General features: G+C 65.7%; 20 protein-coding genes. All 20 read right to left on the reverse strand.

Translation table 11 applies throughout. The annotated features are described in order from the left end of the window. Window positions 1-2: 2 nt before the first annotated feature. The 20 genes from FNA67_RS14870 to rsmH all read right to left on the reverse strand — a co-directional run bounded on the left by FNA67_RS14870 (window position 3) and on the right by rsmH (window position 24,916). Window positions 3-470: a DUF3828 domain-containing protein gene (locus FNA67_RS14870; RefSeq protein ID WP_147656619.1), complete on the reverse strand. Its 468-nt coding sequence runs from the start codon at window positions 468-470 to the stop codon at window positions 3-5. A 14-nt stretch (window positions 471-484) separates the two neighbouring features. Continuing rightward, the gene (locus FNA67_RS14875) at window positions 485-1,759 is read right to left on the reverse strand and encodes a hypothetical protein (protein WP_147656621.1); all 1,275 of its coding nucleotides are present in this window, start codon (window positions 1,757-1,759) and stop codon (window positions 485-487) included. Between the two features lie 22 nt (window positions 1,760-1,781). Further along, a complete protein-coding gene (ligA, locus tag FNA67_RS14880; RefSeq protein ID WP_244616358.1) occupies window positions 1,782-3,992 on the reverse strand; it encodes an NAD-dependent DNA ligase LigA in 2,211 nt (736 codons plus the stop codon). Continuing rightward, the gene (gene recN / locus FNA67_RS14885) at window positions 3,989-5,659 is read right to left on the reverse strand and encodes a DNA repair protein RecN (protein ID WP_147656623.1); all 1,671 of its coding nucleotides are present in this window, start codon (window positions 5,657-5,659) and stop codon (window positions 3,989-3,991) included. The genes ligA and recN overlap by 4 nt, the downstream gene beginning before the upstream one ends. 316 nt (window positions 5,660-5,975) lie before the next feature. Continuing rightward, window positions 5,976-6,818, reverse strand: coding sequence for an outer membrane protein assembly factor BamD (locus FNA67_RS14890; protein ID WP_170267325.1), 843 nt, complete (start codon window positions 6,816-6,818; stop codon window positions 5,976-5,978). 88 nt (window positions 6,819-6,906) lie between these two features. Then, a complete protein-coding gene (gene lpxC, locus FNA67_RS14895; protein WP_053167945.1) occupies window positions 6,907-7,863 on the reverse strand; it encodes a UDP-3-O-acyl-N-acetylglucosamine deacetylase in 957 nt (318 codons plus the stop codon). 116 nt (window positions 7,864-7,979) lie between these two features. Then, window positions 7,980-9,647, reverse strand: coding sequence for a cell division protein FtsZ (gene ftsZ, locus FNA67_RS14900; RefSeq protein WP_147656625.1), 1,668 nt, complete (start codon window positions 9,645-9,647; stop codon window positions 7,980-7,982). 313 nt (window positions 9,648-9,960) lie between these two features. Next, window positions 9,961-10,521, reverse strand: coding sequence for an NADPH-dependent FMN reductase (locus FNA67_RS14905; protein ID WP_049705903.1), 561 nt, complete (start codon window positions 10,519-10,521; stop codon window positions 9,961-9,963). A 114-nt stretch (window positions 10,522-10,635) separates the two neighbouring features. Further along, window positions 10,636-11,949, reverse strand: coding sequence for a cell division protein FtsA (ftsA, locus tag FNA67_RS14910; protein ID WP_049705904.1), 1,314 nt, complete (start codon window positions 11,947-11,949; stop codon window positions 10,636-10,638). A 5-nt stretch (window positions 11,950-11,954) separates the two neighbouring features. Beyond that, the gene (locus tag FNA67_RS14915; RefSeq protein WP_147656627.1) at window positions 11,955-12,902 is read right to left on the reverse strand and encodes a cell division protein FtsQ/DivIB; all 948 of its coding nucleotides are present in this window, start codon (window positions 12,900-12,902) and stop codon (window positions 11,955-11,957) included. Window positions 12,903-12,913: 11 nt separating this feature from the next. Then, window positions 12,914-13,834 carry a D-alanine--D-alanine ligase gene (locus FNA67_RS14920; RefSeq protein WP_147656629.1) on the reverse strand — a complete coding sequence of 307 codons (921 nt, stop codon included), beginning with the start codon at window positions 13,832-13,834 and terminating at the stop codon, window positions 12,914-12,916. A gap of 172 nt (window positions 13,835-14,006) precedes the next feature. Then, on the reverse strand, window positions 14,007-15,428 hold the full coding sequence (gene murC, locus FNA67_RS14925) for a UDP-N-acetylmuramate--L-alanine ligase (RefSeq protein WP_049705907.1): 1,422 nt from the start codon (window positions 15,426-15,428) through the stop codon (window positions 14,007-14,009). 12 nt (window positions 15,429-15,440) lie between these two features. Further along, window positions 15,441-16,535 carry an undecaprenyldiphospho-muramoylpentapeptide beta-N-acetylglucosaminyltransferase gene (murG, locus tag FNA67_RS14930; protein WP_049705908.1) on the reverse strand — a complete coding sequence of 365 codons (1,095 nt, stop codon included), beginning with the start codon at window positions 16,533-16,535 and terminating at the stop codon, window positions 15,441-15,443. Then, entirely contained in the window at window positions 16,532-17,692 is a 1,161-nt protein-coding gene (locus FNA67_RS14935) for an FtsW/RodA/SpoVE family cell cycle protein (RefSeq protein WP_049708059.1), read from the reverse strand. Before FNA67_RS14935 ends, murG begins: the two co-directional genes overlap by 4 nt. 153 nt (window positions 17,693-17,845) lie before the next feature. Further along, window positions 17,846-18,931 (reverse strand): phospho-N-acetylmuramoyl-pentapeptide-transferase, encoded by a 1,086-nt coding sequence (gene mraY / locus FNA67_RS14940; RefSeq protein WP_049705909.1) that lies wholly within the window; start codon window positions 18,929-18,931, stop codon window positions 17,846-17,848. Between the two features lie 25 nt (window positions 18,932-18,956). Continuing rightward, window positions 18,957-20,354, reverse strand: coding sequence for a UDP-N-acetylmuramoyl-tripeptide--D-alanyl-D-alanine ligase (locus FNA67_RS14945; protein ID WP_147656631.1), 1,398 nt, complete (start codon window positions 20,352-20,354; stop codon window positions 18,957-18,959). After that, the gene (locus FNA67_RS14950; RefSeq protein ID WP_147656633.1) at window positions 20,354-21,793 is read right to left on the reverse strand and encodes a UDP-N-acetylmuramoyl-L-alanyl-D-glutamate--2,6-diaminopimelate ligase; all 1,440 of its coding nucleotides are present in this window, start codon (window positions 21,791-21,793) and stop codon (window positions 20,354-20,356) included. The genes FNA67_RS14945 and FNA67_RS14950 overlap by 1 nt, the downstream gene beginning before the upstream one ends. A gap of 47 nt (window positions 21,794-21,840) precedes the next feature. Beyond that, a complete protein-coding gene (locus FNA67_RS14955) occupies window positions 21,841-23,553 on the reverse strand; it encodes a peptidoglycan D,D-transpeptidase FtsI family protein (protein ID WP_147656635.1) in 1,713 nt (570 codons plus the stop codon). Then, window positions 23,553-23,930: a cell division protein FtsL gene (ftsL, locus tag FNA67_RS14960; RefSeq protein WP_049705913.1), complete on the reverse strand. Its 378-nt coding sequence runs from the start codon at window positions 23,928-23,930 to the stop codon at window positions 23,553-23,555. The genes FNA67_RS14955 and ftsL overlap by 1 nt, the downstream gene beginning before the upstream one ends. After that, window positions 23,927-24,916 carry a 16S rRNA (cytosine(1402)-N(4))-methyltransferase RsmH gene (rsmH, locus tag FNA67_RS14965; protein ID WP_147656637.1) on the reverse strand — a complete coding sequence of 330 codons (990 nt, stop codon included), beginning with the start codon at window positions 24,914-24,916 and terminating at the stop codon, window positions 23,927-23,929. Before rsmH ends, ftsL begins: the two co-directional genes overlap by 4 nt. Window positions 24,917-25,034: the final 118 nt, after the last annotated feature.

Here is a 25,034-nt window from a genome sequence, read left to right on the forward strand (position 1 = left end):
CACTATTGCGCCACCGTCGGAACCTCGCCGAGGATTTCCGTCAGCGTCCACTGCACCTCGCCCTCGATGGACTGCACGTTGTCGACCTTCCAGCCGTCCGGCTCCTTGACCATCGAGATGACGACGGTGTTCTTTTCACCGAAATTGGCGAAGCGCACCGTTGAAGTGGCCAGGGTCCCCGAAATCTCCGGCTCACCGATCACGAGATCGGCCAGGTCGTAATCCTGCGCGTTGATGAACGGATCGAAGTCGAGCGCCCCAACCTCGCCTTCGGGCGTACGCTCGCGGTCGGCAGCGAACAGACGCTTGAGATGGGCCGAATAGATCTCCTCGCTGTCCTCGGGAAAGCTGTTGGTCGAATAGGATTCGTAGATCGAATCCAGCAGCGCCTTGGGGCTGTCATAGGTTGCGGCCAGGGCCGGGGCGGCCATCGCCAGGATGAAGCCGAGGGCGGCGAGAACGAGACGCATTGCAGAACTGTCCGTCAGTTGAAGAAGAAGGCGTAGCCGATAAGGTTTTCGCCGAAGACGCGATTGGCCTCGGCGAAATCGGCCGCACTCGCCACCGGACCATCCTTGAGGAACGGAATAGCGCCATATCCGGTCAGGATCATGACGAGGTCGGTGCGGGTGGCGGTCTCGAAATAGGCCTTGAGGTCAAAGCCCTGCCGGAACCGCCAATGCGGCACGAGCAGCTTGCCATCGAGGATCGCGTCGGCCGTGTCGAGCGTCTTGAGCCAGGCGTCCACCATCTCCTGGCTTACCTCGCTGCCGGGCAGCGTCGCGGTCTGGCGCGGCGAAGGGATGAACTCGTGGTCGTCGTCGGTCTCGGCAAGGATCGCCGCCCAATTCGCCCGCGAGAAGGCGGTGATCGCCTTGAGCCGCTCAAGCACGCGCTTGAGCCGATCGGGTTCGATCACCGGCCAGTCCAACGTGTGGATGGCCGCGATGGCATCGGCGGCCGCCGCGTCCGTCCGCGGCTCCATGAAGATCGAACCGCCCTCCGAATAGTCCTGCATCGGCAACCCGGCCCGCGGAAACAGGCGATGGAAAGCGACGTTGACGAGGTCCGAGAAGTCGTGGGCGAGAAGAAAATCGCCATGGCTCGCCAGCACCTGGCTGTACCCGGCCATCCAGAGCGCGTCGGCCCGGTCGAAGCCGAGCGTGGTATCGGGCGCCTCGGGCGCCTGGGCCGGGTTCTTGTCGCTCCCCGCCGGCTGCGTGGCCGGCTCGGGCGTCAGCGGAATGCCCAGCTGCCGCTCGACGATGGAACGCATACTCTCGGCATCGGACGCCTGCCCGTCTCCGTCGACATCGAACCGGATCCGGAGCGGATCGATCAGCACGACATAGTCGCCGCTCTCGCCCGCCGCAGCCAGCGAAGTCTTGGCCGCGTCCATGTCGTCGACCAGTTGCGCCAGGATGCCCCTCACCTTGGCATAGTCGAGCTTTTCCGGGCTCGGATTGGGCGGAATGGGCACCGTCACCAGCGGCCCGAGCATCCCGGCGTCCGGCCCGACAAGACCGTGGCGGTAGAGCGCCTGGACGAGATGCTCGACCCCGCTCGCCAGTTCCAGCATGCCAAGTCCGAACCGGGCTTCCTGGTCGCCGCCCTCCGCCATCGGCGTCAGCTGCTCGATGCCCTGGGCGAAGGTGCCCGCGTAGAGATTGTCGCGCAGCGCATCCCCCGCCTCTCCGGCGTGGACGGGCAATGTGAGGAACGCGGCAAGGCCGGCTCCCAGGAGCGTCGTTCGCAACATCGGCACTCTCCTTGCGATGCGCCTATTTGGCGATGAGATCGAACCAACCGTCTTCGTCGACAACCCGAATACCCAGTTCCTCGGCCTTCTTGAGCTTGGAGCCCGCGCCGGGCCCGGCCACGAGGATATCGGTGGCCGAGGACACCGAACCGGCAACCTTGGCGCCGTGCCGCTCGGCCATGGCCTTGGCCTCGCTGCGCGACATCTTCTCGAGCGTGCCGGTGAACACCACCGTCTTGCCGGCCACCTGGCTTTCGGCCGAAACGGTGACGACATAAGGCTGTGGCCGCACCTCTTCGAGCAGCCGGTCGATGACCTCGTCATTCTGCTCGTTGCCGAAAAAGCTGATGAGTGCCCCGATGACTGTATCGCCGATCCCGTCGATCGACGGGAACACCGCATGCGGATCATCCGCATGCGCGGCGGTTTCCTTGCCGATGCGGATCACCTCCTCGATGGTCGAGAAGGTGCGCGCCAGGATTGCCGCCGTCGTACTGCCGATGTGGCGGATACCCAGCGCGAAGATGAACCGGTCGAGCTCGGGCTCGCGCCGCGCGTCGATCGCCGCGAAGAGCTTCTCGAGCCCCTCGTAGTTGCGATCCTCGACACTGCGCACGTTCTTGCGCACCTTGCCCGTTGCCGCCTCGCGCTGGCGCGCCTGCTCCTCGCGCCGCTCGGCCAGCGCCTTCTGCACTTCGGCGCGGCGTTCTCTGAGCGTGAAGATGTCGGCGGCCGTCTTGACCAGCCCGGCATGGAAGAAGAGGTCGATGTTCTCGGCCCCCAGCCCCTCGATATCCATCGCGCCGCGCGACACGAAATGGCGCAGCTTCTCGATGGCCTGGGCCGGGCAGATCAGCTCGCCCGTGCAGCGCCGGCGCGAATCTTCCTTGCCCGTCTTCTCGTTGACCTCGCGCACCGCCGGCGAGCCGCAGACCGGGCAGGTATGCGGGAACTCGTAGGGTACCGCGTCGGCCGGGCGCTTCTCGATCACCACCTTGACGATCTGCGGGATGACGTCGCCGGCCCGCTGGATCACCACCGTATCGCCGATGCGAATGTCGATGCCGTCGCGAATGGGCGCCCCGGCGCTGTCGAAACCCTTGATATAGTCCTCGTTGTGGAGCGTGACGTTCTCGACCACCACCCCACCCACCGTTACCGGTTCGAGCCGCGCCACCGGCGCCAGCGTGCCGGTGCGCCCGACCTGGATGTCGATGCGCTTGACCACGGTCGTCGCCTGCTCGGCCGGGAACTTGTGGGCGATGGCCCAGCGCGGCTCGCCCGTCACGTATCCCCAGCGCTCGCGCAGATCGAGCCGGTCGAGCTTATAGACCACCCCGTCGATGTCGTAGCCGAGCGAGGAGCGCTGCGCCTCGATCACCCGGTACTGGCGCAGCATCTCCTCCTCGGAGGCCGTCCGCTCGGTCAGCTCGTTAACCTTGAATCCCCAGCTCTTGATGGCCTGGATCATGCCCCATTGCGTATCCGCCGGCATGCTCGAGGCCTCGCCCCACGCATAGGCGAAGAAGCGCAGGTTGCGCTGCGCCGTGATGGCGGGGTCCTTCTGGCGCAGCGAGCCGGCTGCCGTGTTGCGCGGGTTGACGTAATCCTGCCCGCCCTCGGCCGCCGAACGCGCCTTGAGCGCCTCGAAATCGGCATAGGTCATGTAGACCTCGCCGCGCACTTCGATGACCTGCGGCCAGTCGCTGCCCTCGAGCTTTTCGGGAATGTCGGCGATAGTCCTGAGGTTGGCGGTGATATCCTCGCCCACCGTGCCGTCGCCGCGCGTCGCGCCCTTGACGAAGACGCCGTTCTCATAGCGCAGCGAAGCGGAAAGCCCGTCGATCTTGGGTTCGGTGACGAATTCGAGCACCAGGTCCTTGTCCCGCTCGAAGAACCGATGGCCACGTTCGATGAAGTCGATGACGTCCTGATCCGTGTAGGCCTTGGCGAGGCTGAGCATGGGCACGGCGTGGCGCACCTTGGCGAAGCCTTCCGCCGCCGGCGCACCCACCTTGCCGGTGAGGCTGTCCGGGCGGCGCAACTGCGGAAACGCCGTCTCGATCTCGCCGTAGCGGACCTTCATCGCATCGTATTCGGCGTCCGTGATCTCGGGCGCGTCGTTCTGGTGATAGGCGATATCGGCGCGCAGAATCGCTTCGTGGAGCTTGTCGAGCTCCTGCTTGGCCGCCGCTTCGGAAAGGTTCTCGACCTCGTCCTCGAACTCGATCACGATACCTCCGAAATCAACTTGGACGCGGCTGCGCGCGCCTCCTCGGTCACCGTGGCGCCGGCAAGCATGCGGGCCACCTCTTCGCGCCGGTTTTCCCCGTCCAGCCCGCGCACATGGGTGCGCACGAACGCGCCCTCATCGACGGCCTGCTTCTCGATCAGCAGATGGCTCTGCGCCCGGGCCGCCACCTGGGGCGCATGGGTCACCGCAAGCACCTGCACCTTGCCTGCCAGCCTTGCCAGCCGGCGCCCGATGGCATCGGCCACGGCGCCGCCCACGCCCGTGTCGATCTCGTCAAAGATGAGCACCGGCGCCGAACCACGATCGGCCAGCACCACCTTGAGCGCCAGCAGGAACCGTGAGAGCTCGCCGCCCGACGCCACCTTGAGCAGCGGTCCCGAGGCGGTGCCCGGATTGGTCTGCACATGGAACGCGATCTGGTCGAAACCGGAGGCTGCAACGCGTGCCTCGTCCACCGCGTGATCGACGATGAAGCGGGCATTGCCGAGCTTGAGATCGGGCAGCTCCGCCTCGACCGCCTTGCTCAGCGCCGCGGCAGCCTTGGCGCGCTGCGCACTCAGCTTGGCAGCGACGGCCTTGTAAGCCGTGCGCGCCGCCGCAGCAGCCTCTTCCAGCCGGGCCAGAGATGCCTCTCCGTTCTCGAGCATTTCGAGGTCGCCCCGGTATTTGGCCAGCACCGCCGGCAACTCGTCGGGCGCCACGCCGTGCTTGCGGGCCGCCCCGCGCAGAGCGAACAGCCGTTCCTCGACCTTTTCGAGTTCCTGCGGATCGAAGGCCATTTCGCGCTTGATGGTCTCGAGCGCGTCCGAGGTGCGATCGAGCGCCACCAGCGAGGCGTCGAGCGCCTCGACCAGCGGCTGGAACAGCGTATTGCCCGTATCGGCCTTGCGCATCAGCCGCCGCATGAGCGAGGCGAGCGCCGGGCCCGGCGCGGCTGTGCCATTGATGATCTCGTCGGCGTCGCGCACTTCCTCGGCCGCGCGCTCGAGCTGCATAAGCCGCTGCCGCCTCTCGGCCAGCGATTCTTCCTCGCCGGTCTCGGCGGCCAGCGCCGACAGCTCTTCGACGACGTGGCGGGCATATTCCTCGCGCGCCGCCGCCTCCGCGACCATGGCGCGCTGCTCGGCAACGGCGCTATCGGCCGCCGCCAGGGCCTCATGGGCCGAGCGCACCGCCGCCACCTGCCCCTCCCCGCCGCCAAAGGCGTCGAGCAGGTCGCGGTGGGTGTTGACGTCCACCAGAGCGCGGTCGTCGTGCTGCCCGTGGATCTCGACCACCAGCGCCCCGATCCGCTGCAGGAGCGCTGCCGAGACCGGCTGGTCGTTGATGAAGGCGCGCGTGCGGCCATCGGCATACTGCACGCGCCGCAGAATCATCTCGTCGTCATCGGCGATCTCGTTCTCGCGCAATGCCTGGCGCGCCGGGTGATCGTGCGGAAGCTGGAGCACCGCCACCACCTGCCCGCTCTCGGTGCCCTTGCGCACCAGCGAGGCGTCCCCGCGCCCGCCCAGCGCCAGGGTCAGCGCATCGAGCAGGATGGACTTGCCCGCACCCGTCTCGCCCGTCAGTACGGTCAGACCGGTATCCAGGCCGAGATCGAGCTGGTCGATCAGGACGATATTGCGAACGGACAACGCAGTGAGCATGGCGGCACACTAGCCGGAAAGCGTGTGCCGAAAAAGCGGGAGGTGAAGGGAATTCAGAAGCGATATTTGCAGGAAGGGAGTGGTGGTGCCGCACTCCATCAGCCATCGGCGCTTGCCTTACCCCCTTCCCTCAATCCCCCCACAAGGGGGAGGGAAGCGTTGGGGCACGATCAAGCCGGCACGTCTCCCTCCGCCTTGTGGGGAGGGAACAAGGGCGGGGGTGAGCAACCCGCACAAAACGCTCGGGAATACCCCCCAAAAGCAAAGCGCCCGACCAATGGCCGGGCGCTTCCAAACTCAAATCCTTGAACGAGCCTTAGCTCTTCTTCTGCGTGTCGGCGATCCAGTTGCCCGCCACCATCTGGGGCTGCAGGCCCTGCTTGCCGAGCAGGTCGTAGGCGCGCTTGTACCATTCGCTGGCCGGGTAGTTGTGGCCGAGCACTTCTGCGGCGGTCTGCGCTTCGCCGATGAGGCCGAGCGACAGGTACCCTTCGGTCAGGCGATAGAGCGCTTCCTCGATGTGGGTGGAGGTCTGGTACTTCTCGACCACCACGCGGAAGCGGTTGATGCCGGCCAGGTACTGGCCATTGCCGAGGTAGTAGCGGCCGACCGACATTTCCTTGCCGGCGAGTTGGTCCACCGCGATCTTGATCTTGTCCTGGGCGTCCTTGGCGTACTCGGACTTGGGATAGTTCGAGATCAGGAGGCCATAGGTGTCGATCGCGTCCTGCGAGAGCTGCTGGTCGCGCGTGATGTCCTTGATCTGGGCGAAGGCAGCGGTGCCCTTGAGCCAGAGGACGTAGGGAACTTCCTTGGACGAGGGATAGAGCGCCAGGTACCGGTCAGCGGCAAGCGTGGCTTCCTCGAACTTGCCGATGCGGTAGTTCGCATAGACCTGCATCAGCTTGGACTTCTCGGTATAGTCCGAATACGGATGCTGACGGTCGAGCTTTTCGAGCGTCTTGATGGCGGTCTGGTACCGCTGCGCATCCATGTCGTTGAGCGCCGCCTGGTAGAGAGACTGCGGCGGAACGATCGTCTCTTCCTTGATCTTGGGCGGCGAGAAGAGATTGCACGCGGCCAGCGTCACAACGAGTAGGCCAACCGTGGCCACCCGCAGGGCCCGATTGGTAAATCCCGCAAGAGCATTAGTAGTCACGAGCAATACCGTCCCTTTTCAAGCCGCGCCCAGGCGCAGCGGCCTAAGGAGCAATTCGTTCAAAACTGTGGCGAATTCGGTCGTGGTGTCAGCCGACGGACCGGAGATATGGGTTGACGACGGCGCCCTCGGGCATGTCGTCCAACGCATCGAACGCCAGTGGAAGATCCTCGGCGGACACTATCTCATAGTTGGCTTCACTCGCAAAGAGCGAGGAAAGCACAAGTGCATTAAGGGCATGGCCGCCTTTGTAGGAGCGGAAACGGCCGTAGATGGCCAGCCCGCCGAGGGCCAGGTCGCCGATGGCATCGAGCAGCTTGTGGCGCACGAATTCGTCCTCGTAGCGCAGGCCACCCGGGTTGAGGATGCGGTCTTCGTGGACGGTGATGGAATTATCCAGGCTCGAACCGAGCGCATAGCCGGCCTGCCGCAGGATCTTTGCATCGCGCACGAAACCGAACGTGCGGGCGCGGGCGACATCCTCGACATAGCGCCGCGGCGTCCAGTCGAAGATCATGCGCTGGCGGCCGATGACCTTGGAATCGAAATCGATCTCGAGATCGAGCGCACGCCCGTTATAGGGCTCGAGCGCCGCATAGGCGTCGTTGTTGCGCACGGTAACGGCGCGCATGATCTTGATGTATTTGCGCGGCGCCGCCTGCACCTGCAGGCCCGCCTTGAGAATAGCTTCCACGAACGGAAACGCGCTGCCGTCGATGATCGGGCATTCGGCGGCGCTCAGGGTCAGCAGGGCATTGTCGATCCCCAGGCCCGAAAGCGCGGACACCACGTGTTCGATGGTCGAGACGCGCACGCTGTCGCCCAGGTCGAGCTCGGTGCAAAGCGTCGTGCGCGCCACGCGCGAAAAGTGGATCTGGACCGGACCGGCGCGACGCCCGTCCTCGAATTGCCGCGCGATCAGGTAGCCGCTATCCGCTGGTGCCGGTTCGATGGTGAGGGTAACAGGGAGCGCGCTATGGACGCCGAACCCGCTGAACTCGACCGGCCCGGCCAGGGTGCGCTGACGCGCCGACAATTTCTTCATACTCGAGGACTCCAGTACCTCAGCGGACCCCTGCGTCCGATCCGCTGTGTTTACTCGCAAAAAACCCGGTGCGGAAGCCGCGCCGGGTTCAGTTATGCACCGCTCGATATGCGCTTCTAACCGTGTTTGCGCAAGAAGGCGGGAATCTCGAGATGGTCTTTTGCCGGCTGAGGTTGTGCCGGGCGACCATAAGCATCGGTGTTGCCGCGCGCGCCCTGAGTCGAAGCGGAAACCCTTGATCCGCCTGCTTCTATGGCGCTGCGAGCCGCCGCGTCGTCGGTGTCTCGCTGCATCTGGGCCTCATCCTCGGGCTCCGTGCGGGGGCGCGACGAAAGGCCCACATTGGAGGCGAGGCGCTTGAGCAGGGCACGGGCCGGATTGGCCTCGGGCTCATGACGTTCTTGGGCGTCAAGTGACCTTCGTGCAACAGCGGGAAGCTCCTCGGTCCGGGGCATGCGGCGCGCTTCGGGGCGTGCGGCATTGGACGGCACGTAGACGGAGGGAATCGGCTGCTCCTGAACGCGGGCCGGCTCGTCCATCGAATCGTGGGTCACCGCTGCGGACGGGATGTAGGGCTCGACCATGATGCCGTCGTCTTCGGCGTCCTGGGCGAACGCCTGCTCGTAGGACGGCTCCTGGGTGACGATCGCTTCGGCGATGGCGTGCTCGACCTGCTCTTCGATCTGCTGCTCGACCATGCGCGGGGCCGGCGCGGGCGCGGCCTGCTGGGCGGGGGGAGCCTCGTAGGGCACATGCGGGCGCTTGACCGCGATGGCGCGGGCGGCGTTCGGCTTCACCGGCTCCATGGCCTGGACCATGGTGGCATCGGTGCCGGTCGCAACGACCGACACGCGGATGGTGCCATCCAGCGTCGGGTCGAACATGGCGCCCAGGATGATGTTGGCGTCCGCGTCCACTTCCTCGCGGATGCGGCTGGCAGCCTCGTCCACTTCGTAAAGGGTGAGGTCCGGACCGCCGGCGATCGAGATGAGGAGCCCGCGGGCGCCGTGCATCGAGACATCGTCCAGCAGCGGATTGGCGATGGCGGCCTCGGCGGCGTGACGAGCGCGATCCTCGCCCGAAGCCTCGCCGGTGCCCATCATGGCCTTGCCCATGCCGCGCATGACGGCGCGCACGTCGGCGAAGTCGAGGTTGATGAGCCCTTCCTTGACCATGAGGTCGGTGATGCAGGCCACGCCCGAATAGAGCACCTGGTCAGCCATCGCGAAGGCGTCAGCGAAAGTGGTCTTCTCGTTGGCGACGCGGAAGAGGTTCTGGTTCGGGATGACGATCAGGGTATCGACGTGCCGGTGCAGCTCATCGATGCCGTCCTCGGCCAGGCGCGCACGGCGGTTGCCTTCGAAGGCGAAGGGTTTGGTGACGACGCCAACGGTGAGGATGCCCTGCTCGCGGGCAGCGCGCGCCACGACCGGCGCGGCGCCGGTGCCCGTACCACCGCCCATGCCGGCAGTGATGAACACCATGTGCGAACCCGAAAGGTGATCGTTGATCTCGTCGTAGCTCTCTTCGGCCGCCGCACGACCGACTTCGGGATGCGAACCGGCACCCAGGCCTTCGGTGACGCCAACCCCGAGCTGGATGATTCGGCTGGCCTTGGACAGCGCAAGGGCCTGCGCATCCGTGTTGGCCACTACGAAATCAACTCCGTCCAGGCCGGAATTAATCATATTGTTAACGGCGTTACCGCCGGCGCCGCCGCAACCGAACACAGTGATGCGGGGCTTAAGTTCCTGAATATCCGGGATTGTGAGGTTGATTGGCATGCTTGGCCCCATAGTGGCGTTTGACCAAGATTTACGCGCCAATTCGTTAACCACACCCTAACAAGACCACCGAATTCGTTAACGGCGCCGCAATTTGCGAGTGGGAAACGGCCGGAAATTAAGCGCGCCTTAACCATGCCGAGGCGGCCAGGTGAGTCCGAATGGTGCTGGGTCTCACCCCCTAGCCCCCTTCCCCGGACGAAGAGGCGATGCCCATTGCACCACAGTCGAGACAGCCGTGCCTCCCCGGCTCTGCGACCGGGGAGAACGTGGGCGTTGGCGTATTGGGGCCGTGAGACAACCCCCTACGCATTTACCGCAGCGTCTTGAGCGCTCCGGTCCACTTCTTGAGCTCGGCGAGCATCGTGCCGGCAGCGGTTTCCATGATCGGCGTCGGGTTCAGCTTGCCTTCCGCATCGATGAGAGAGGTGAACATCGGGACGGTCACCGCCTCGGGGATCGGCATCATCTTGAGGGTGGTGTTGAACTGCTTGAGCATCTGCACCGAGCGCATGCCGCCCGAAATGCCGCCATAGGAAAGGAAGCCGACGGGCTTGTAGGCCCACTCGGCCGCCAGGTAGTCCAGCGCATTGATGATCGAGGGCGGCGCGCCGTAGTTGTATTCGGGCGTCACGATGACGAAGGCATCTGCCGCGGCCACCGTCTTGCTCCACGCCTTGGTATGCTCGCCGGCATAATTGCCCAGGCGCGGGTGCTGCGGCTCGTCGAACATGGGCAGGTCGATCTCGCCCAGGTCGGCGACCGAGACGTTCCAGTCCGGATCGGCCTCGGCCACGCTCTGCAGCCAGGGGGCGAAAACATGGCCCTTGCGGGTCGGACGGGTCGAGACGGTGATGATAAGCAGGTTATGCAAGGCTGGGCACTCCGGGTAGTTAGCCGGTAACTGCGCCCCATGCGCGCGAGGGTAAACGCGACCAAACGTCACGACTGGCGATGCGCATGCAGCCGGCCCCGGAGAACTGCGGGGCTAGAAACTCGTCCGCAGCCAGTTCCCGACGCGCGCAAAATAGCCGTCCGTGCCGGTAAGGCGATGGCCCCCGCGTGGCTCGACATATTCCTGCTTGCACACCTGCGGATAGATCAAGAGGCCACCCACGGTGGCGAAGGCCGCGCCCTTGGCGATCTCGGGGAGACCGGCGATGCCCATGGGGCGCCCGTTGCGGACGTTGCGCGCCAGCACGCGCCGCGCCACTTCGGGCAGGCCCGTCAATTCCGAACCGCCGCCCGTCAGCACGAACCGGCGCCCGCACATGTCCATCATCCCGGTCGCCTGCATGCGGTCGCGGATGGCGGTGAGGATTTCCTCGATGCGCGGACGCATGATGCGGGTCAGCACCGAACGGGCCACCTGCCCCGGCGCCTCGTCGTGGGTCGCACCCACCGGCTGGATCGGGATCATGTCGCGCTCATCCGCCTGCCCCGGCAGCACCGAGCCATGGAAGCACTTGAGACGCTCCGCATCGGCCACCGAAACGGAGAGCTGGCGCGCCAGGTCGAGCGTCAGGTGATGGCCGCCGATGGCGATGGCATCGGTATAGACCACGTGCCCTTCTGAGAACACGGAGACGGTCGTCGTGGCGCCGCCGAAGTCGATGCAGGCCACGCCCAGATGCGCCTCGTCGTCGACGAGCGTCGCCAGGCCCGAGGCATAGGGTGTCGCCATCAGCGCCTCGATTTCGAGGTGGCAGCGATTGAGCACCAGCTCGATATTGCGCATGGCCAGCGTCTCGGCGCTGATCACCGCGACGTCGATCGAGAGCTTTTCGCCCACCATGCCCTTGGGGTCGCGAATGCCCTTCTGGCCGTCGAGCGTGTAGCCGATTGGGAGCGCATGGACGATCGAGCGCTCCGGACGCACCGAGCGGTCGTTGACAGCGCGCAGCACGCGCTGCAGGTCGCTCCGCTCCACTTCCTGCCCGCCCAGCGACACCGTCGCCGAGAAGGTCTCCGAACCCAGCCGTCCTGCCGTGACGTTGACGATGACGGATTCAACCGTCAGTCCCGCCGCGCGTTCGGCCATGCCCACCACCGAGCGCACCGCCTGCTCGGCCTTGTCCAGATCGGTCACCACCCCGCTCTTGACGCCCGATGAAGGGCCGTACCCGAAGCCGATGACCTCGGCCACGTGCGTGCGCCCCTTGAGCGCCTTGCCCTCAGGGCGAGGCGTCAGTCTCGCGATCACGCAGCAGATCTTGGTGGAGCCGATATCGAGCACCGCCACGAGCGAGGTACGCCCGGGCTGCAAAGGCTTGAGCCGCGCGGTCATGGAGTCGGTGATCATGGCGGTTAGTTCCCCGAGGCTTTCTCGGCTGGCGTTTCGTAGGAGGAGTCGACGACGATATTGGCTTTGGGTTTGGCCTTGGCGGCGGCCTTGGCCGCGTCGGCAATCTGCTTCTGGGCGTCCGCCGAAGGCGTCACCGCCACCATGTTGGGCACGCGCAGGTCGATCAGCGTCACGTCGCGATCGAGCAGCGCATAGTCGCGCTGGTAACTGTTGAGCCGGTCGATGGCCTGGGCCACGCCCTGCTCGGGCAATTGCACGCGCAGGCCGGTATCGTAGATGAGGTCCCAGCGCCGGTCCCCGATGCGCGAGAGCGCCGCCAGGTGCGCCTTGAGCGCATCGTACCGGTCGATCGAGCGGATCATCACCAGCGCGTCGTTGGCCGCCCCGTCCCCGATCACCAGCGGCAGGTCGCCATAGGCGCCCTTGTCTTCCCCGATCTGCTTGCCGGCCCCGTCGATGACGAACGTCACCCCATCCACGCGCCAGCGCGCGATGGGCACGCGCTCGACCACGGACACGACCACGCGCCCCGGGTAGATCTTGCGTACCGTCGCGCTTTCTATCGATGGCAGTTCCTCGATGCGGGTCCGCGCCGCCTCGGCGTCGAAATTGAGCGTTGAAACCTTGGGCTGGAGCGCCAGGGCCTGGACGATGTCGCTTTCCTGCGTCAGCGCCTGCCCCGTGATCTCGATCGCCTGGACGCCGAAGCCGGCCTCGGCGAACTCACCCTGCACCATTCCCGAAAGCGTATCGAACCCGGTGCCGATGGCGTCGCGCGCCTCGTAGATGCCGACGGCGGCCAGCAGCACGACCACTGCCCCGATCGAGCGCACGACGCGCCGCCGATGCAGCACCCAGGCGTGGCTGGCGCGCACCATGAGGCGCCCTCGCGGGCGGCGGATCGGGACAGGAAGCCGGCGCGGATCGACCACCACTGCATTGGCGGTCATCACACTTGGCTTTACCTGTTGCAACTCGCGTCCTCCACCATCCAGGTGACCAGGTCCTCAAATGAGTGACCGGCGGCGGCCGCCTGTTCGGGGACGAGTGAGGTCTGCGTCATGCCGGGTTGGGTGTTGATTTCCAGGCAGACGAGCTCACCGTCTTCGCCTGCCTTGTCGTTGTAGCGGAAGTCTGTCCGCGTCACGCCCCGGCAGCCGAGCGCGGCATGGGCCTTGAGCGCCATCTTCTGCACTTTGTCGTAAATATTCGGTGAAACCTGCGCCGGAACGATGTGGGTAGACCCGCCCTTGGCGTATTTCGCCTCGTAATTGTAGAAAGCCAGGTCCGTGACGATCTCGGTAACACCCAGCGCCACGTCCCCCATCACCGCGCAGGTAAGCTCGCGACCCGGGATATAGCGCTCGACCATCACCTCCTCGCCCGAGTTCCAGTCCTCGCGCAGCAGTTCCTGGGGCGGATGGCTCTGGTTTTCCTTGACGATGAAGACGCCGAACGAGGACCCGTCGGCAATCGGCTTGACCACATAGGGCGGCATCATCGCATGGGCGCGGGCGACGTCGGCGCGGTTCATGATCACATGGTCGGTTACCGGAATGCCGGCGGCTTTGAACATGATCTTGGACTGGTGCTTGTCCATCGCGAGCGCCGAGGCCAGCACGCCCGAATGCGTATAGGGCAACTGGATGAGCTCGAGGAACCCCTGGATCATCCCGCTCTCGCCGAACGTGCCGTGCAGCGCATTGAAGGCGACATCGGGCTTGAGCTTTTCGAGCACGTGGGCGATGTCACGATCCACATCGACTTCCGTGACCCGATACCCGGCCCGCCGCAACGCCCCGGCGCATTCTGCCCCGGTGCTGAGGGAAACCGGCCGCTCGTTGGACCATCCGCCCATCAGGACGGCGACGTGTTTGGTCATGGAAACCTCAGTTAACGCAGAAAAGACAAATCAGTGCAGCATGCGCGGCTTACCCCCACCCTCAATCTCTCCCCACAAGGGGGAGGGAAGCGATGAGGCTCGATCGCGCCGGCAGGTCTCCCTCCCCCTTGTGGGGGAGGGAACAAGGGTGGGGGCAGCCCCACCCGGTACCTCACCCCTCGACCTCGCCACCCACGATCTTGGCCACTTCGCCCGGCAGCGCCGCGGCCCATTGGGTGATGTTGCCCGCGCCCAGCAGCACGACATAGTCGCCCTTGGCCGCGCGCTCTGCGACGATGGCGGCGAGCTTTTCCGGCCCGTCGATAACGCGCGCGTCGCGATGCCCGCGATTGGTGATGCGGGTCACCAGTTCCTCGTTGGTCACCCCGGCGATCGGCTGCTCGCCCGCCGCATAGACCGGCGCCACCAGCACCGTGTCCGCGTCGTTGAAGCAGGCCGAGAAGTCGTCGAATAGGTCATGGAGGCGGCTGTAGCGGTGCGGCTGCACCACCGCGATGACATCGCGCCTCGTCGATTGCCGCGCTGCCTTGAGCACCGAGGAGATTTCCACCGGATGGTGCCCGTAATCGTCGATGAAGGTGATGCCGTTGACCACGCCGGTCTTGGTGAAGCGGCGCTTGACGCCCGAGAAGCTCTTGAGCCCCTTGCGGATGGCTTCGGCCGGAATGTGCAACTGGTCGGCCACCGCGATGGCCGCCGTGGCGTTGAGCGCGTTGTGCTCGCCCGGCATCGGCAGTTGCAGCCCGTCGATGCGCAACTGCGTCATGCGCACGCGGTCACGGATTTCCACCGAGAAGTGGCTGACCCCGTCGATGACCTCGAGATCCACCAGCCGCACGTCGGCCTGCGGGTTGCGCCCGTAGGTGATGACGCGCCGGTCGCGGATTTCCCCGACCAGCGCCTGCACTTCCGGGTGATCCAGGCACATCACGGCGAAGCCGTAGAACGGCACGTTCTCCACGAAGTTGAGGAAGGCCTGCTTGACCGCCGCGAAGTCCTTGTAATGGTCCAGGTGCTCCGGATCCATGTTGGTGACGATGGCCACGTCGGCCGGCAGCTTAACGAAGGTGCCGTCGCTCTCGTCGGCTTCCACCACCATCCACTCGCCCCCGCCCAGGCGCGCATTGGTGCCATAGGCGTTGATGATGCCGCCATTGATGACGGTGGGATCGAAATTGGCGGCATCGAGCAACGTGGCGACCATCGTCGTGGTCGTGGTCTTGCCGTGCGTGCCGCCGATGGCGATGGCGTTCTTGAAACGCATGATCTCGGCCAGCATCTCGGCGCGCCGCACGATTGGCAGCGAGCGCGCGCGGGCGGCGACGAGTTCGGGATTGTCCTTCTTGATGGCCGAGGAGACCACCACCACCGAAGCGTCCTTGAGGTTGTCCGCGCTCTGGCCGATCTCGATGACGATGCCCATGTCGCGCAGCCGCTGCACATTGGCATTGGCCGCCGCGTCCGAGCCGCGCACGGTGTAGCCCTGGTTGTGCAGAATCTCGGCGATCCCGCTCATGCCGATACCGCCGATACCGACGAAATGGACCGGGCCGATATTGCGCGGCATCTTCATATGGGCGTTCTCCTAAGACTTCTTGCCGGCAAGGCGCTCGGCCAGCGAGGCAAGGCGCTCGACGGCGGCCGGTTGCCCAAGGGATTTGGCGGCAGCGGCAGCTTGCGCCAGCGACTGCGGCTCACTCAAAAGTGAGGTCAGGCGAGTGCCAAGCGAAAGCGGCGAAAGCGTGGCCTGTTCGGCAATCCAGCCGCCCCCGGCCTTGTCCATGAAGAGCGCATTGTTCTTCTGGTCGGCATCGATGGCGCCCGGCAGCGGGATCAGGATGGCCGGACGCCCGACGACGCACAGCTCGGCGATGGTGGATGCCCCCGAGCGCGAAATCACCAGATGGCTCTTGGCCATGCGCTCGGGCAGGTCGCTGAAGAAGGCGGCCAGTTCGACATTGACCTTGGCCTGCCGGTAGGCCTCCGCCACCCGGTCGAGGTCTTCTGCCCGGCACTGCTGGGCGACCACGAGGCGCTGGCGCAGCTCGACAGGGAGCGTGGCGATTGCCGCCGGCACGAGGTCCGCAAAGGCGCGCGCGCCCTGGCTCCCGCCGAACACCAGCAGCCGCAGCGGCTCCTTGTCGCCGAAATCGGGATAGGGCGTGCCGGCCACTGCCCGCACCACGTCGCGGACCGGATTGCCCGTCACCACCTTCTCGGTCGAGGTTTCGTCGGCGAATTTGGTCTCGGGAAAGCTCAGCGCCACCACTCGGGCGAAGCGCGCCAGGGCCCGATTGGCGCGGCCCATCACCGCGTTCTGCTCGTGCAGCACGCCCGGAATGCGCGAAAGACTTGCGGCAAGGAAGGGCGGGAACACCGGATAGCCGCCAAAGCCGATGACCGCATCGGGCTTGACCCGCCCGAGCTTGCCCAGCGCCACCCCCGTCCCCCACAGGATCTTGAACGCGGCGGTGACGAACTTGACCGGGTTACGGATCGAGGGCGTGGCCGAGGGCACGATGTGAACCTCGCGCGCCGGAAAATCGGCGCCGTACGAGGTCACCCGGTGGTCGGTCATCAGGTGGATGGTGTGGCCGCGCCGGAGCAGCTCCTGCGCCAACGCCATGGCCGGGAAGAGATGCCCCCCGGTGCCGCCTGCCATAAGGACGAAGAGGCTCATTCGGCGGGCGCCAATGCGCTGCGATAGGCCGGCAGGCCGGTGGCCATGCGTTCTTCGGGCTTCTCACGGGTCAGGGCCAGCATCAGCCCCATGCCGAAGGCGATCGCGATCATCGAGGTGCCACCATAGGAGACGAAAGGCAGCGTCATACCCTTGGGCGGGATCAGATTCAAATTCACCGAGAGGTTGATGGCCGATTGCAGCCCGAACTGGATGGCCAGGGTCGAGGCGGCGAGCCGCGCGAACAGGCTCTGCTGGCGCTGCGCCCCCATGAGGGCGCGCACCACGATGAAGGCGATCAGGCACACGAGCAGCAGGCAGAACAGAATGCCGAACTCGCCCGCCGCCGCCGAGAACACATAGTCGGCATGGGCGTCCGGAATGACCTTCTTGGCCATGGACTCGCCCGGGCCGCGCCCGAACCATCCGCCTTCGAGCAGAGAGCTGAGCGCCTTGTCGACCTGGTAGGTATTGCCGCCCCCTTCCGGGTTGAGGAAGGTGTCGATGCGCCGCGACACGTGCGGAAAGAGCATATAGGCGCCGAACACCCCGGCCACGCCCGCGCCCATCAGCCCGAAGATCAGCCACCACGAGATGCCCGACAGGAACAGCAGCGCCGCCCAGGTGGCGAGCATCAGTGCGGTCTGGCCGACGTCCGGCTGCAGCAGCAGCCCGCCGATGATGATGGCGGCGATGCCCGTCGCAAGAATGCGCCCCGGCACGTGCTTGAGCTGCATGCTTTCGGAAAACAGCCACGCGCCGATGACCGCGAAGGCCGGCTTGACGAATTCAGACGGCTGGATCGATTGCCCGGCGAACGACATCCAGCGCCGCGCGCCCTTGACCTCCGTTCCGAAGCGAAGTGTCGCCCAGAGCAGGGCGATCGAGATCGCCAGCACCACCAGCGCATAGATGCGCGTCTGCCGGTGCCCGAGGAACGAGGTTCCCACCAGCACGCCCAGCGCCGGCACGCAGAACAGCGCGTGGCGGATGATGAAGTGCCAGGGGCTCAGCCCCAGCCGCTCGGCCACCGGCGGGCTTGCCGCGAAGCTTAGCACGATACCCGCGATCATCAGGAGGATGAGGGCGGCCAGCAACTCACGATCGATCGTCCACCACCATTCGGCGAGTGGCGTCTTCCTGGCACGCGAAAACAGCATTGGATGAGCCGGAGAAGTCCGGTCCCTACTCGGTACAAACTGAATCGAAATGTAGCAGTGTGTTGGTTACCGATTTCCAACCAGAATTGCAGTTTGCGATTCCGGATTTGCATCCCGCCCTCGTGGAGCGGGATGCCGCCGAGGCATGGCCTAGCGCAGCTTGAGCGAGCTCAGGCCGATCAGGGCCAGGACGAACGAGATGATCCAGAAGCGGATCACCACCTGGCTTTCGGTCCAGCCCATGTGCTCGAAGTGATGGTGGATTGGCGCCATCTTGAAGACGCGCTTTCCCGTGAGGCGGAACGAGGCCACCTGCACGATCACCGAGACTGTTTCGAGCACGAAGAGCCCGCCCACGATCGCCAGCACGATCTCGTGTTTGGTCGCCACCGCGATCGAGCCGAGGGCGCCGCCCAGGGCCAGCGAGCCGGTGTCGCCCATGAAGATCTGGGCCGGGGGCGCGTTGAACCAGAGGAAGCCCAGCCCCGCCCCGATCAGCGCGCCGCACACCACCGAGAGCTCGCCCGTGCCCGGCACGTAGTTGATGAAAAGGTAGTCGGCGAAATTCTGGTTACCCACGAGGTAGGCGATGAGCCCGAAGCAGCCCGCCGCGATCATCACCGGAACGATGGCTAGGCCGTCCAGGCCGTCGGTGAGGTTCACCGAGTTGCCCGCCGCCACCACGACGAATGCGCCGAACAGCACGAAGCCCCAGCCCAGGTTGACCGCCAGGCCCTTCACGAACGGGAACATCAGCGAAGTCGAGATGGAGGGATCGCCCAGCACCGAGATCGCGTAGCACGCGATAACCCCGATCAGCGCCTCGATCAGCAGGCGCTGGCGTCCGCCAAAGCCCTTGTGCGACATGCGCTTGACCTTGAGGTAATCGTCATAGAGCCCGATGGCGCCGAACCCGATGGTGACGAACAGCACCACCCACACATAGCCGTTGGCCAGGTTCGACCACAGGAGCGTCGCGATAACCGCGCCCGAAAGGATCATCAGCCCGCCCATGGTGGGCGTGCCCTTCTTGGTCACCAGATGGGAAGCCGGGCCATCCTCGCGGATCGGCTGGCCCCTGCCCTGGCGGATGCGCAGTGCCGAAATCATGCCGGGGCCGAACAGGAACACGAAGAACAGCGCCGTCACCATGGCGCCGGCGGTCCTGAAGGTGATGTAGCGGAAGACGTTGAAGGCGGTGAGGTGCTCACCCAACTGCCCCAGGAAATACAGCATGCCTCGAAACCTCGTTCCGGCTCTCTTACGCGAAGCGTTCGCGAATCTGCTTGACCAGCCCGGAAAGCCGCACGCCGTTCGATCCTTTGACCATAACTGCGTCGCCATAGGCAAGGCCGGCGAGAACGCTCTGCGCTATCTCATCGGTGGTGAATTTGTGGTCCGTAACCGCCTGCGGACCCAGGGCATCGGCGAGTGCCGCCATGCTGGAGCCGACCAGATATACGGCATCGGCCCCGCTCGCAAGCACCGCATCCTTGAGTGCGGCATGAAGCGCAGGGCCCTTTTCGCCCAGCTCGAGCATATCGCCCAGAACCAGCACCTTGCGCCCGCCCGGCGCGGCCGACTGGCCGGCGAAAACATCCATTGCCGCGGCCATCGAGGCGCTGTTGGCGTTGTAGCTTTCATCGATCAGCAGCAGCGGCTTGGCCGGCGGTCCGAGCCGGCTTGTCTCGCCCCTGCCCTCGGGTGCCCCGAACTGGGCGAGCGCCGAAACCGCCGCATCGCGATTGACGCCGAATTCCTCCGCCACGACCAGCGCCGCCACGGCATTGGCCACCATATGCCGCCCCTGCGCCTTGATCGAAAGCGGGATCGTGGCGCCCCCATGGCGCACCACGGCATGCATGTGCCCGTCGGCGGCCTCGGCCCGCTCGATGCGCCAGTCTGCGCCCTCGGCAAAGCCATAGGTCACCACCTTCCCCGCGCCCGATGCCCTGGCCATTTCGACCAGCAGGCCCGCATGGTCGTGGTCGGCATTGATCACCGCTACCCCGCCCGGCTCGAGCCCTTCGAAGATCTCGGCCTTGGCACGCGCGATGCCTTCGATGGAGTCGAAGAATTCCAGGTGCGCCGCGGCAACCGTCGTCACCACCGCCACATGCGGGCGCACCAGCCGCGTCAGGGGGGAAATCTCCCCGGCATGGTTCATGCCCAGCTCGAAGACGCCGAACTGCGCCTCTCGCGGCATGCGCGCCAGCATCAGCGGCACGCCCCAATGGTTATTGAAGCTCTTGATGGAAAAATGCGTCGGCGCCGCGGCGCCCAGGACGGTGCGAATGGCTTCCTTGGTCGTGGTCTTGCCGGCACTGCCCGTCACCGCCACGATGCGCGCGTTGCTGCGCGCCCGCGCTGCCCGGGCGAGGTTGCGCAGGCCCTCCAGCGCATCGGGCACCACGACCAGCGCGCCCTCGAGCGCTCCGGCCTTGTCCGCGCTCACCAGCGCAGCCCTGGCTCCGTTGGCCAGCGCGGTGCCCACGAAATCGTGCCCGTCGAACCGGTCGCCCTTGATCGCCACGAACAGCGCATCCGGGCCGATCTCACGCGAATCGATGGAAATGGAGGAAACGCCGTCCGCGGTCAGCCCCTCTGCGCGCCCCTCGGTGGCGGCCAGGATTTCGCCAACCGTGAACAGACTTGCCATTACAATCCCTTGAGTGCCGAGAGCACGACCTGATGGTCGGAGAAGTGGTGCTTGAGCGTACCGATGATCTGGTAGTCCTCGTGCCCCTTGCCCGCGATCAATACCACATCGTTGGGCTTAATCGTGGCGACGGCGGCGCGAATGGCCTCGGCGCGATCCCCGATCTCCTCGGCATTGCCCACCGCTTCCAGGATCTGCGCGCGGATGGAGGCCGCATTTTCGGTGCGCGGGTTGTCGTCCGTCACGATCACGCGGTCGGCCAGGTCCTTGGCAATCGCGCCCATCTGCGGGCGCTTCGCCTTGTCGCGATCCCCACCAGCGCCGAACACGACGATCAGCTTGCCCTTGGCATAGGGCCGCAGCGATTCCAGCGCGTTCTTGAGGGCGTCGGGGGTATGGGCATAGTCCACGAACACCGCCCCGCCATTGTGCTCGGCCACCAGCTCCAGGCGCCCCTTGGCGCCCTTGAGCTTGTTGAGCGCGGGGATGCTCTTTTCCTTGACCGCGCCAGTCGCCATCGCCATGCCCAGCGCCACCGCCACGTTGCTCACCTGGAAGGCGCCGGTCAGCGGCAGCAGGAATTCCACCGGTTCGCCCACCAGGCGCCCCGTGACCAGTTGGCCGAAACCCTTGTTCTGGATCTTGCTGATCTCGAAGAACGCCCCTTCCGTGCCCACCGTCAGCAGCGTCGCGCCGCGATCGAGCGAGGCGAAGAGGAACGGCATGTGTTCGGGATCATCGGTGTTGATGACGGACGAGCCGCCCTCGATCAGCAGCTCCTTGAACAGGCGCAGCTTGGCCTCGCGGTAGCCTTCCATGCCATGGTGGTATTCGAGGTGGTCGTCGGTCAGGTTCGTGAACCCGACCGCCTGGAAACGGATGCCGTCGACGCGCCGCTGGTCGAGGCCCTGGCTCGACGCCTCGAGCGCGACATGGTCGACGCCCTTGCTCTTGAGCGCGGCGAGGCTGCGATGGAGGCTCAGCGCATCCGGCGTCGTCAACTGCCCCGCCTCCAGCCCGCTGGCGGTTTCGATGCCCAGTGTCCCGACGCTCGCGGCGGCAAAGCCGTTCGCCGCCCAGATCTGGCGTACGAACGAGGCCACGGAGGTCTTGCCATTCGTGCCCGTCACCGCCACCGCAACTTCGGGCTGCGGCGCCAGCGTCCGCGCGGCCGCGCGCGCATAGGCGGCGCGCACGTCGTCGACCACCAGCACTGGAATACCCGGATCGGCGGGAGGCTCGCGGTCGGTCACCATGGCCACTGCGCCGCGCTTTGCGGCCTGCTCGACGAACTTGTCCCCGTGTACGGTCTGCCCCGGCAGCGCGAAGAACACCTCGCCCTTCTGGATGGCGCGGCTATCGGCGTTGACGCCCTTGATTATGCCCGGCAAGCCTTCTGGCACGACCGCGACGGCATCTTTGAGCAATTCTAAGAGCATTGTGGGCAAATCCTTGGGCCTTCTGGCAGGGGATCGATGGCGCAATCCTAGCGCATTGAGTTGGGAACGAGCCGGTCGTCAATAGAATTATCGAAGTTCGGCGCAATTCCGAGCATGGGCGCAATTCGCGCCACGATACGGCCGGTCGCCTCGCCGGCGTTCCAGCCGGCGGTGTCGCCCGACTGGGCATTTTCACGCTTGGGCTCGTCCACCAGCACGATCATCGCATACTCGGGCGCATCGAGCGGGAACACCGAGGCGAAGACGTTGAGGTTGAGACCGTTGGTCACATAGCGCCCGTTGACGACTTTTTCGGCCGTGCCGGTCTTGCCGCCGACCCGATACCCGTCCGAAAGCTTGTTCATGCGCGTGCCCGAGCCCTCGAGCGCGTTGAGCCGCATCAGCGAGCGGATTTCTGCGCTGGTCTGGGGCGAAACCACGCGCCGGTAGAGCGCCTGCGCCTCCTCGGGCGTGCGCCGATAGAAGGTCGGGGTGATGTAGTTGCCGCCATTGGCCAGCGCCGCATAGGCGGCCAGCATATGCATGGGCGTGATCGAGAGGCCGTGGCCGAACGAGGCCGTGGCCGCCACGATCTCCGAGAAGGTCTTGGGCACGTTCGTGGTCGTACGCTCGGGCAGCTCGGTCACCAGCGGATCATCGAATCCCAGACGCGTCAGGAAGGCCCGGTAGTTGTCCTTGCCCATCGCCTGCATCATCTTGATCGTGCCGATGTTGGACGAGTACTTGTAGATCTCGGGCACCGACAGGATCCGGTGCTTGCCGTGGAAGTCGTCGATCGTGAACCGTCCGAAGCGCACGCCGAACCGCGCATCGAAGCTGTCCCCGATCCGCACCGACCCGCTGTCGAGTGCGGCCGCGAACGCGATGGTCTTGAAGGTCGAACCCAGCTCGAACTTGCCCGAGGTGATGCGGTTCATGCGCCCCTCGACCAGCGCCGTGCTCGGATCGTTCGGGTCGAAATCGGGCAGCGACACCATGGCGATGACCTCGCCGGTATGGATGTCCATGATGGCGCCCGCCGCCGCCACCGCCTGGTAGCGGACCAGCGCATCGGCAAGCTGATCGTGCATGGCGTGCTGTACGCGCAGGTCGATCGAAAGGTTCACCGGCGCCAGCGCCTGCCCGCGGGCAAGCCCGATGGACTGGAGCAGCGCCACGTCCTCCTTGTCCATGGAGCGCTCGATGCCGGCGATGCCCTGGTTGTCGATGTTGACCGCGCCCAGGATATGGGAAGCTTCGCTGCCGCCCGGATAGAAGCGCTTGCTCTCGGTGAGGAAATCGAGGCCCGGAATGCCCAGGCGCATGATCTTTTCCTCGATGGCCGGGGTAAGCTCGCGCTTGATCCACACGAAGCCCTTGTCGCCTTCGAGCCGGTTGCGCAGCCAGTTGCGGTCGAGATCCGGCAGCACCGTGCGGATCTTTTCGACCGCCTCGTCCACGTCGATGATCCGGCGCGGTTCGGCAAAGAGCGAGGGTACGCGGATATCGACGGCCATCTCCATCCCGTTCCGGTCGAGGATCGGCGGACGGGTAGCCGAGATGAGGTCGCGGGTCTGCCCTTCGATGGTGGTGTCGGTATCGACATATCCCAGTTGCACCAGTCGCCCGCACACGACCAGGAACACGGCGACCAGCACCGCGATGACCCAGCGGATGCGCGCCTTGGTCAGGTTGCTGCGCGCCTTGCGTGCCCCGATCAGGGCAATGGTTTCGTTGGCGTCGGCGGAAATGATGGCCATTACTGCAAACCCTGTAGCGGCGCGTCGGCAGGATCGTTGCCGGATTCCAGGGACTCGAAGAGGGCCGTCATGGCGTCGTTGTCCGGCGCCTCCGGCCGCATGGGGATGATGTCGAAGCTCGATATCTGCGCCTGCTTGAGCGGCTGCAGCCCGAGCTGGTCGACGTGGCGCGTCACGATCGGGCCCACATGGGCGGGCTGGTTGAGATAGGCCCAGTCCGCCTTGAGCAGCGACAGGTCCGCCTCCTGGCGCGAGATGGTGTGTTCGATCGCCGCCTTGGCGCTCGCCGTCTCTTCCACCGAATACTTGAGCGCATAGACGCCCACGAGCGCGGCAATGCTGGTCAGCGTGAAGACGATGTTGAGGGTCCGGATCATGCCGCTCCCCTCACGGTCGGCACAGCCAGTCCGTCGAAGCTCACCGCGCGCGCCGGCGCTTCCGAGCGGATGGCCGAACGCAGCACCGACGAGCGCGCCCGCGGGTTGCGCGCCAGTTCGTCCTCGCCGGGCTTGACCGCCTTGGCAACCTTGATCCAGCGCCGCTCGGGCGCCGCTGTCATCGGCATGTGCCGCGATTGCGCCGGGCCGCCCTTTTCAGGATCGAAGAAGCGCTTGACGATCCGGTCCTCGAGCGAATGGAACGTCACCACCGCCAGCCGTCCCCCTTCGGGGAGCAGGCGTTCGGCAGCGAAAAGTCCTTCCACGAGCTGGTCGAACTCGGCGTTGACCGCGATCCGCAGTGCCTGGAAGCTGCGGGTGGCCGGATGCGCGTCGCCGGGCTTGCGCCCGATGGCCTTCTCGATCAGCCGCGCAAGCTGGGTGGTGGTGGTGATGGGCTCGTTGGCGCGGGCCGCCACGATGAAATGGGCGATCCGCCGCGACTTGCGCTCTTCGCCATAGGCATAGAGGAGGTTCGCGAGCTCGGTTTCGTCGAGCGTATTGACCAGGTCCGCCGCGCTCTCGCCCGATTGCGCCATGCGCATGTCGAGCGGACCTTCGCGCATGAACGAAAAGCCGCGCTCGGCCTCGTCGAGCTGCATCGAGGATACCCCGATATCGAGGACGACGCCCTCGACCGGCCGGCCGCCGACCGCCTCGTCGAGGCGCGAAAACGTCCCCGGGACGAATTCGAAACTGTCGGGAAACTGGCTGCGCAGCCGCTCCACATGCGGGGCCACGTTGGGGTCGCGATCGATGGCGATGACCTGCGCCCCCGCTTCGAGCAGCGCGCGCGAATACCCACCGGCGCCGAAGGTGCCGTCCACGATGCGCGCGCCCTTGAGCGGCTGGAGTGCCGAAAGCACCTCCGCCAGCAAGACCGGCACATGCGGCTCCTGATTGTCGGGCGCGATACGCTGGCCCATCGACGACGCAACTCCATGCCCGGCTCCGCCCGCCGGTGCGCTAACTACCCGCATTCGCGGTTGATCCTCGCAATTTGCGACACAGCGTTTAAGATTCTGTTTCCCATGGACCCGCCAC

It is taken from the genome of Youhaiella tibetensis (genome assembly GCF_008000755.1).
Lineage (GTDB): Bacteria > Pseudomonadota > Alphaproteobacteria > Rhizobiales > Devosiaceae > Paradevosia > Paradevosia tibetensis.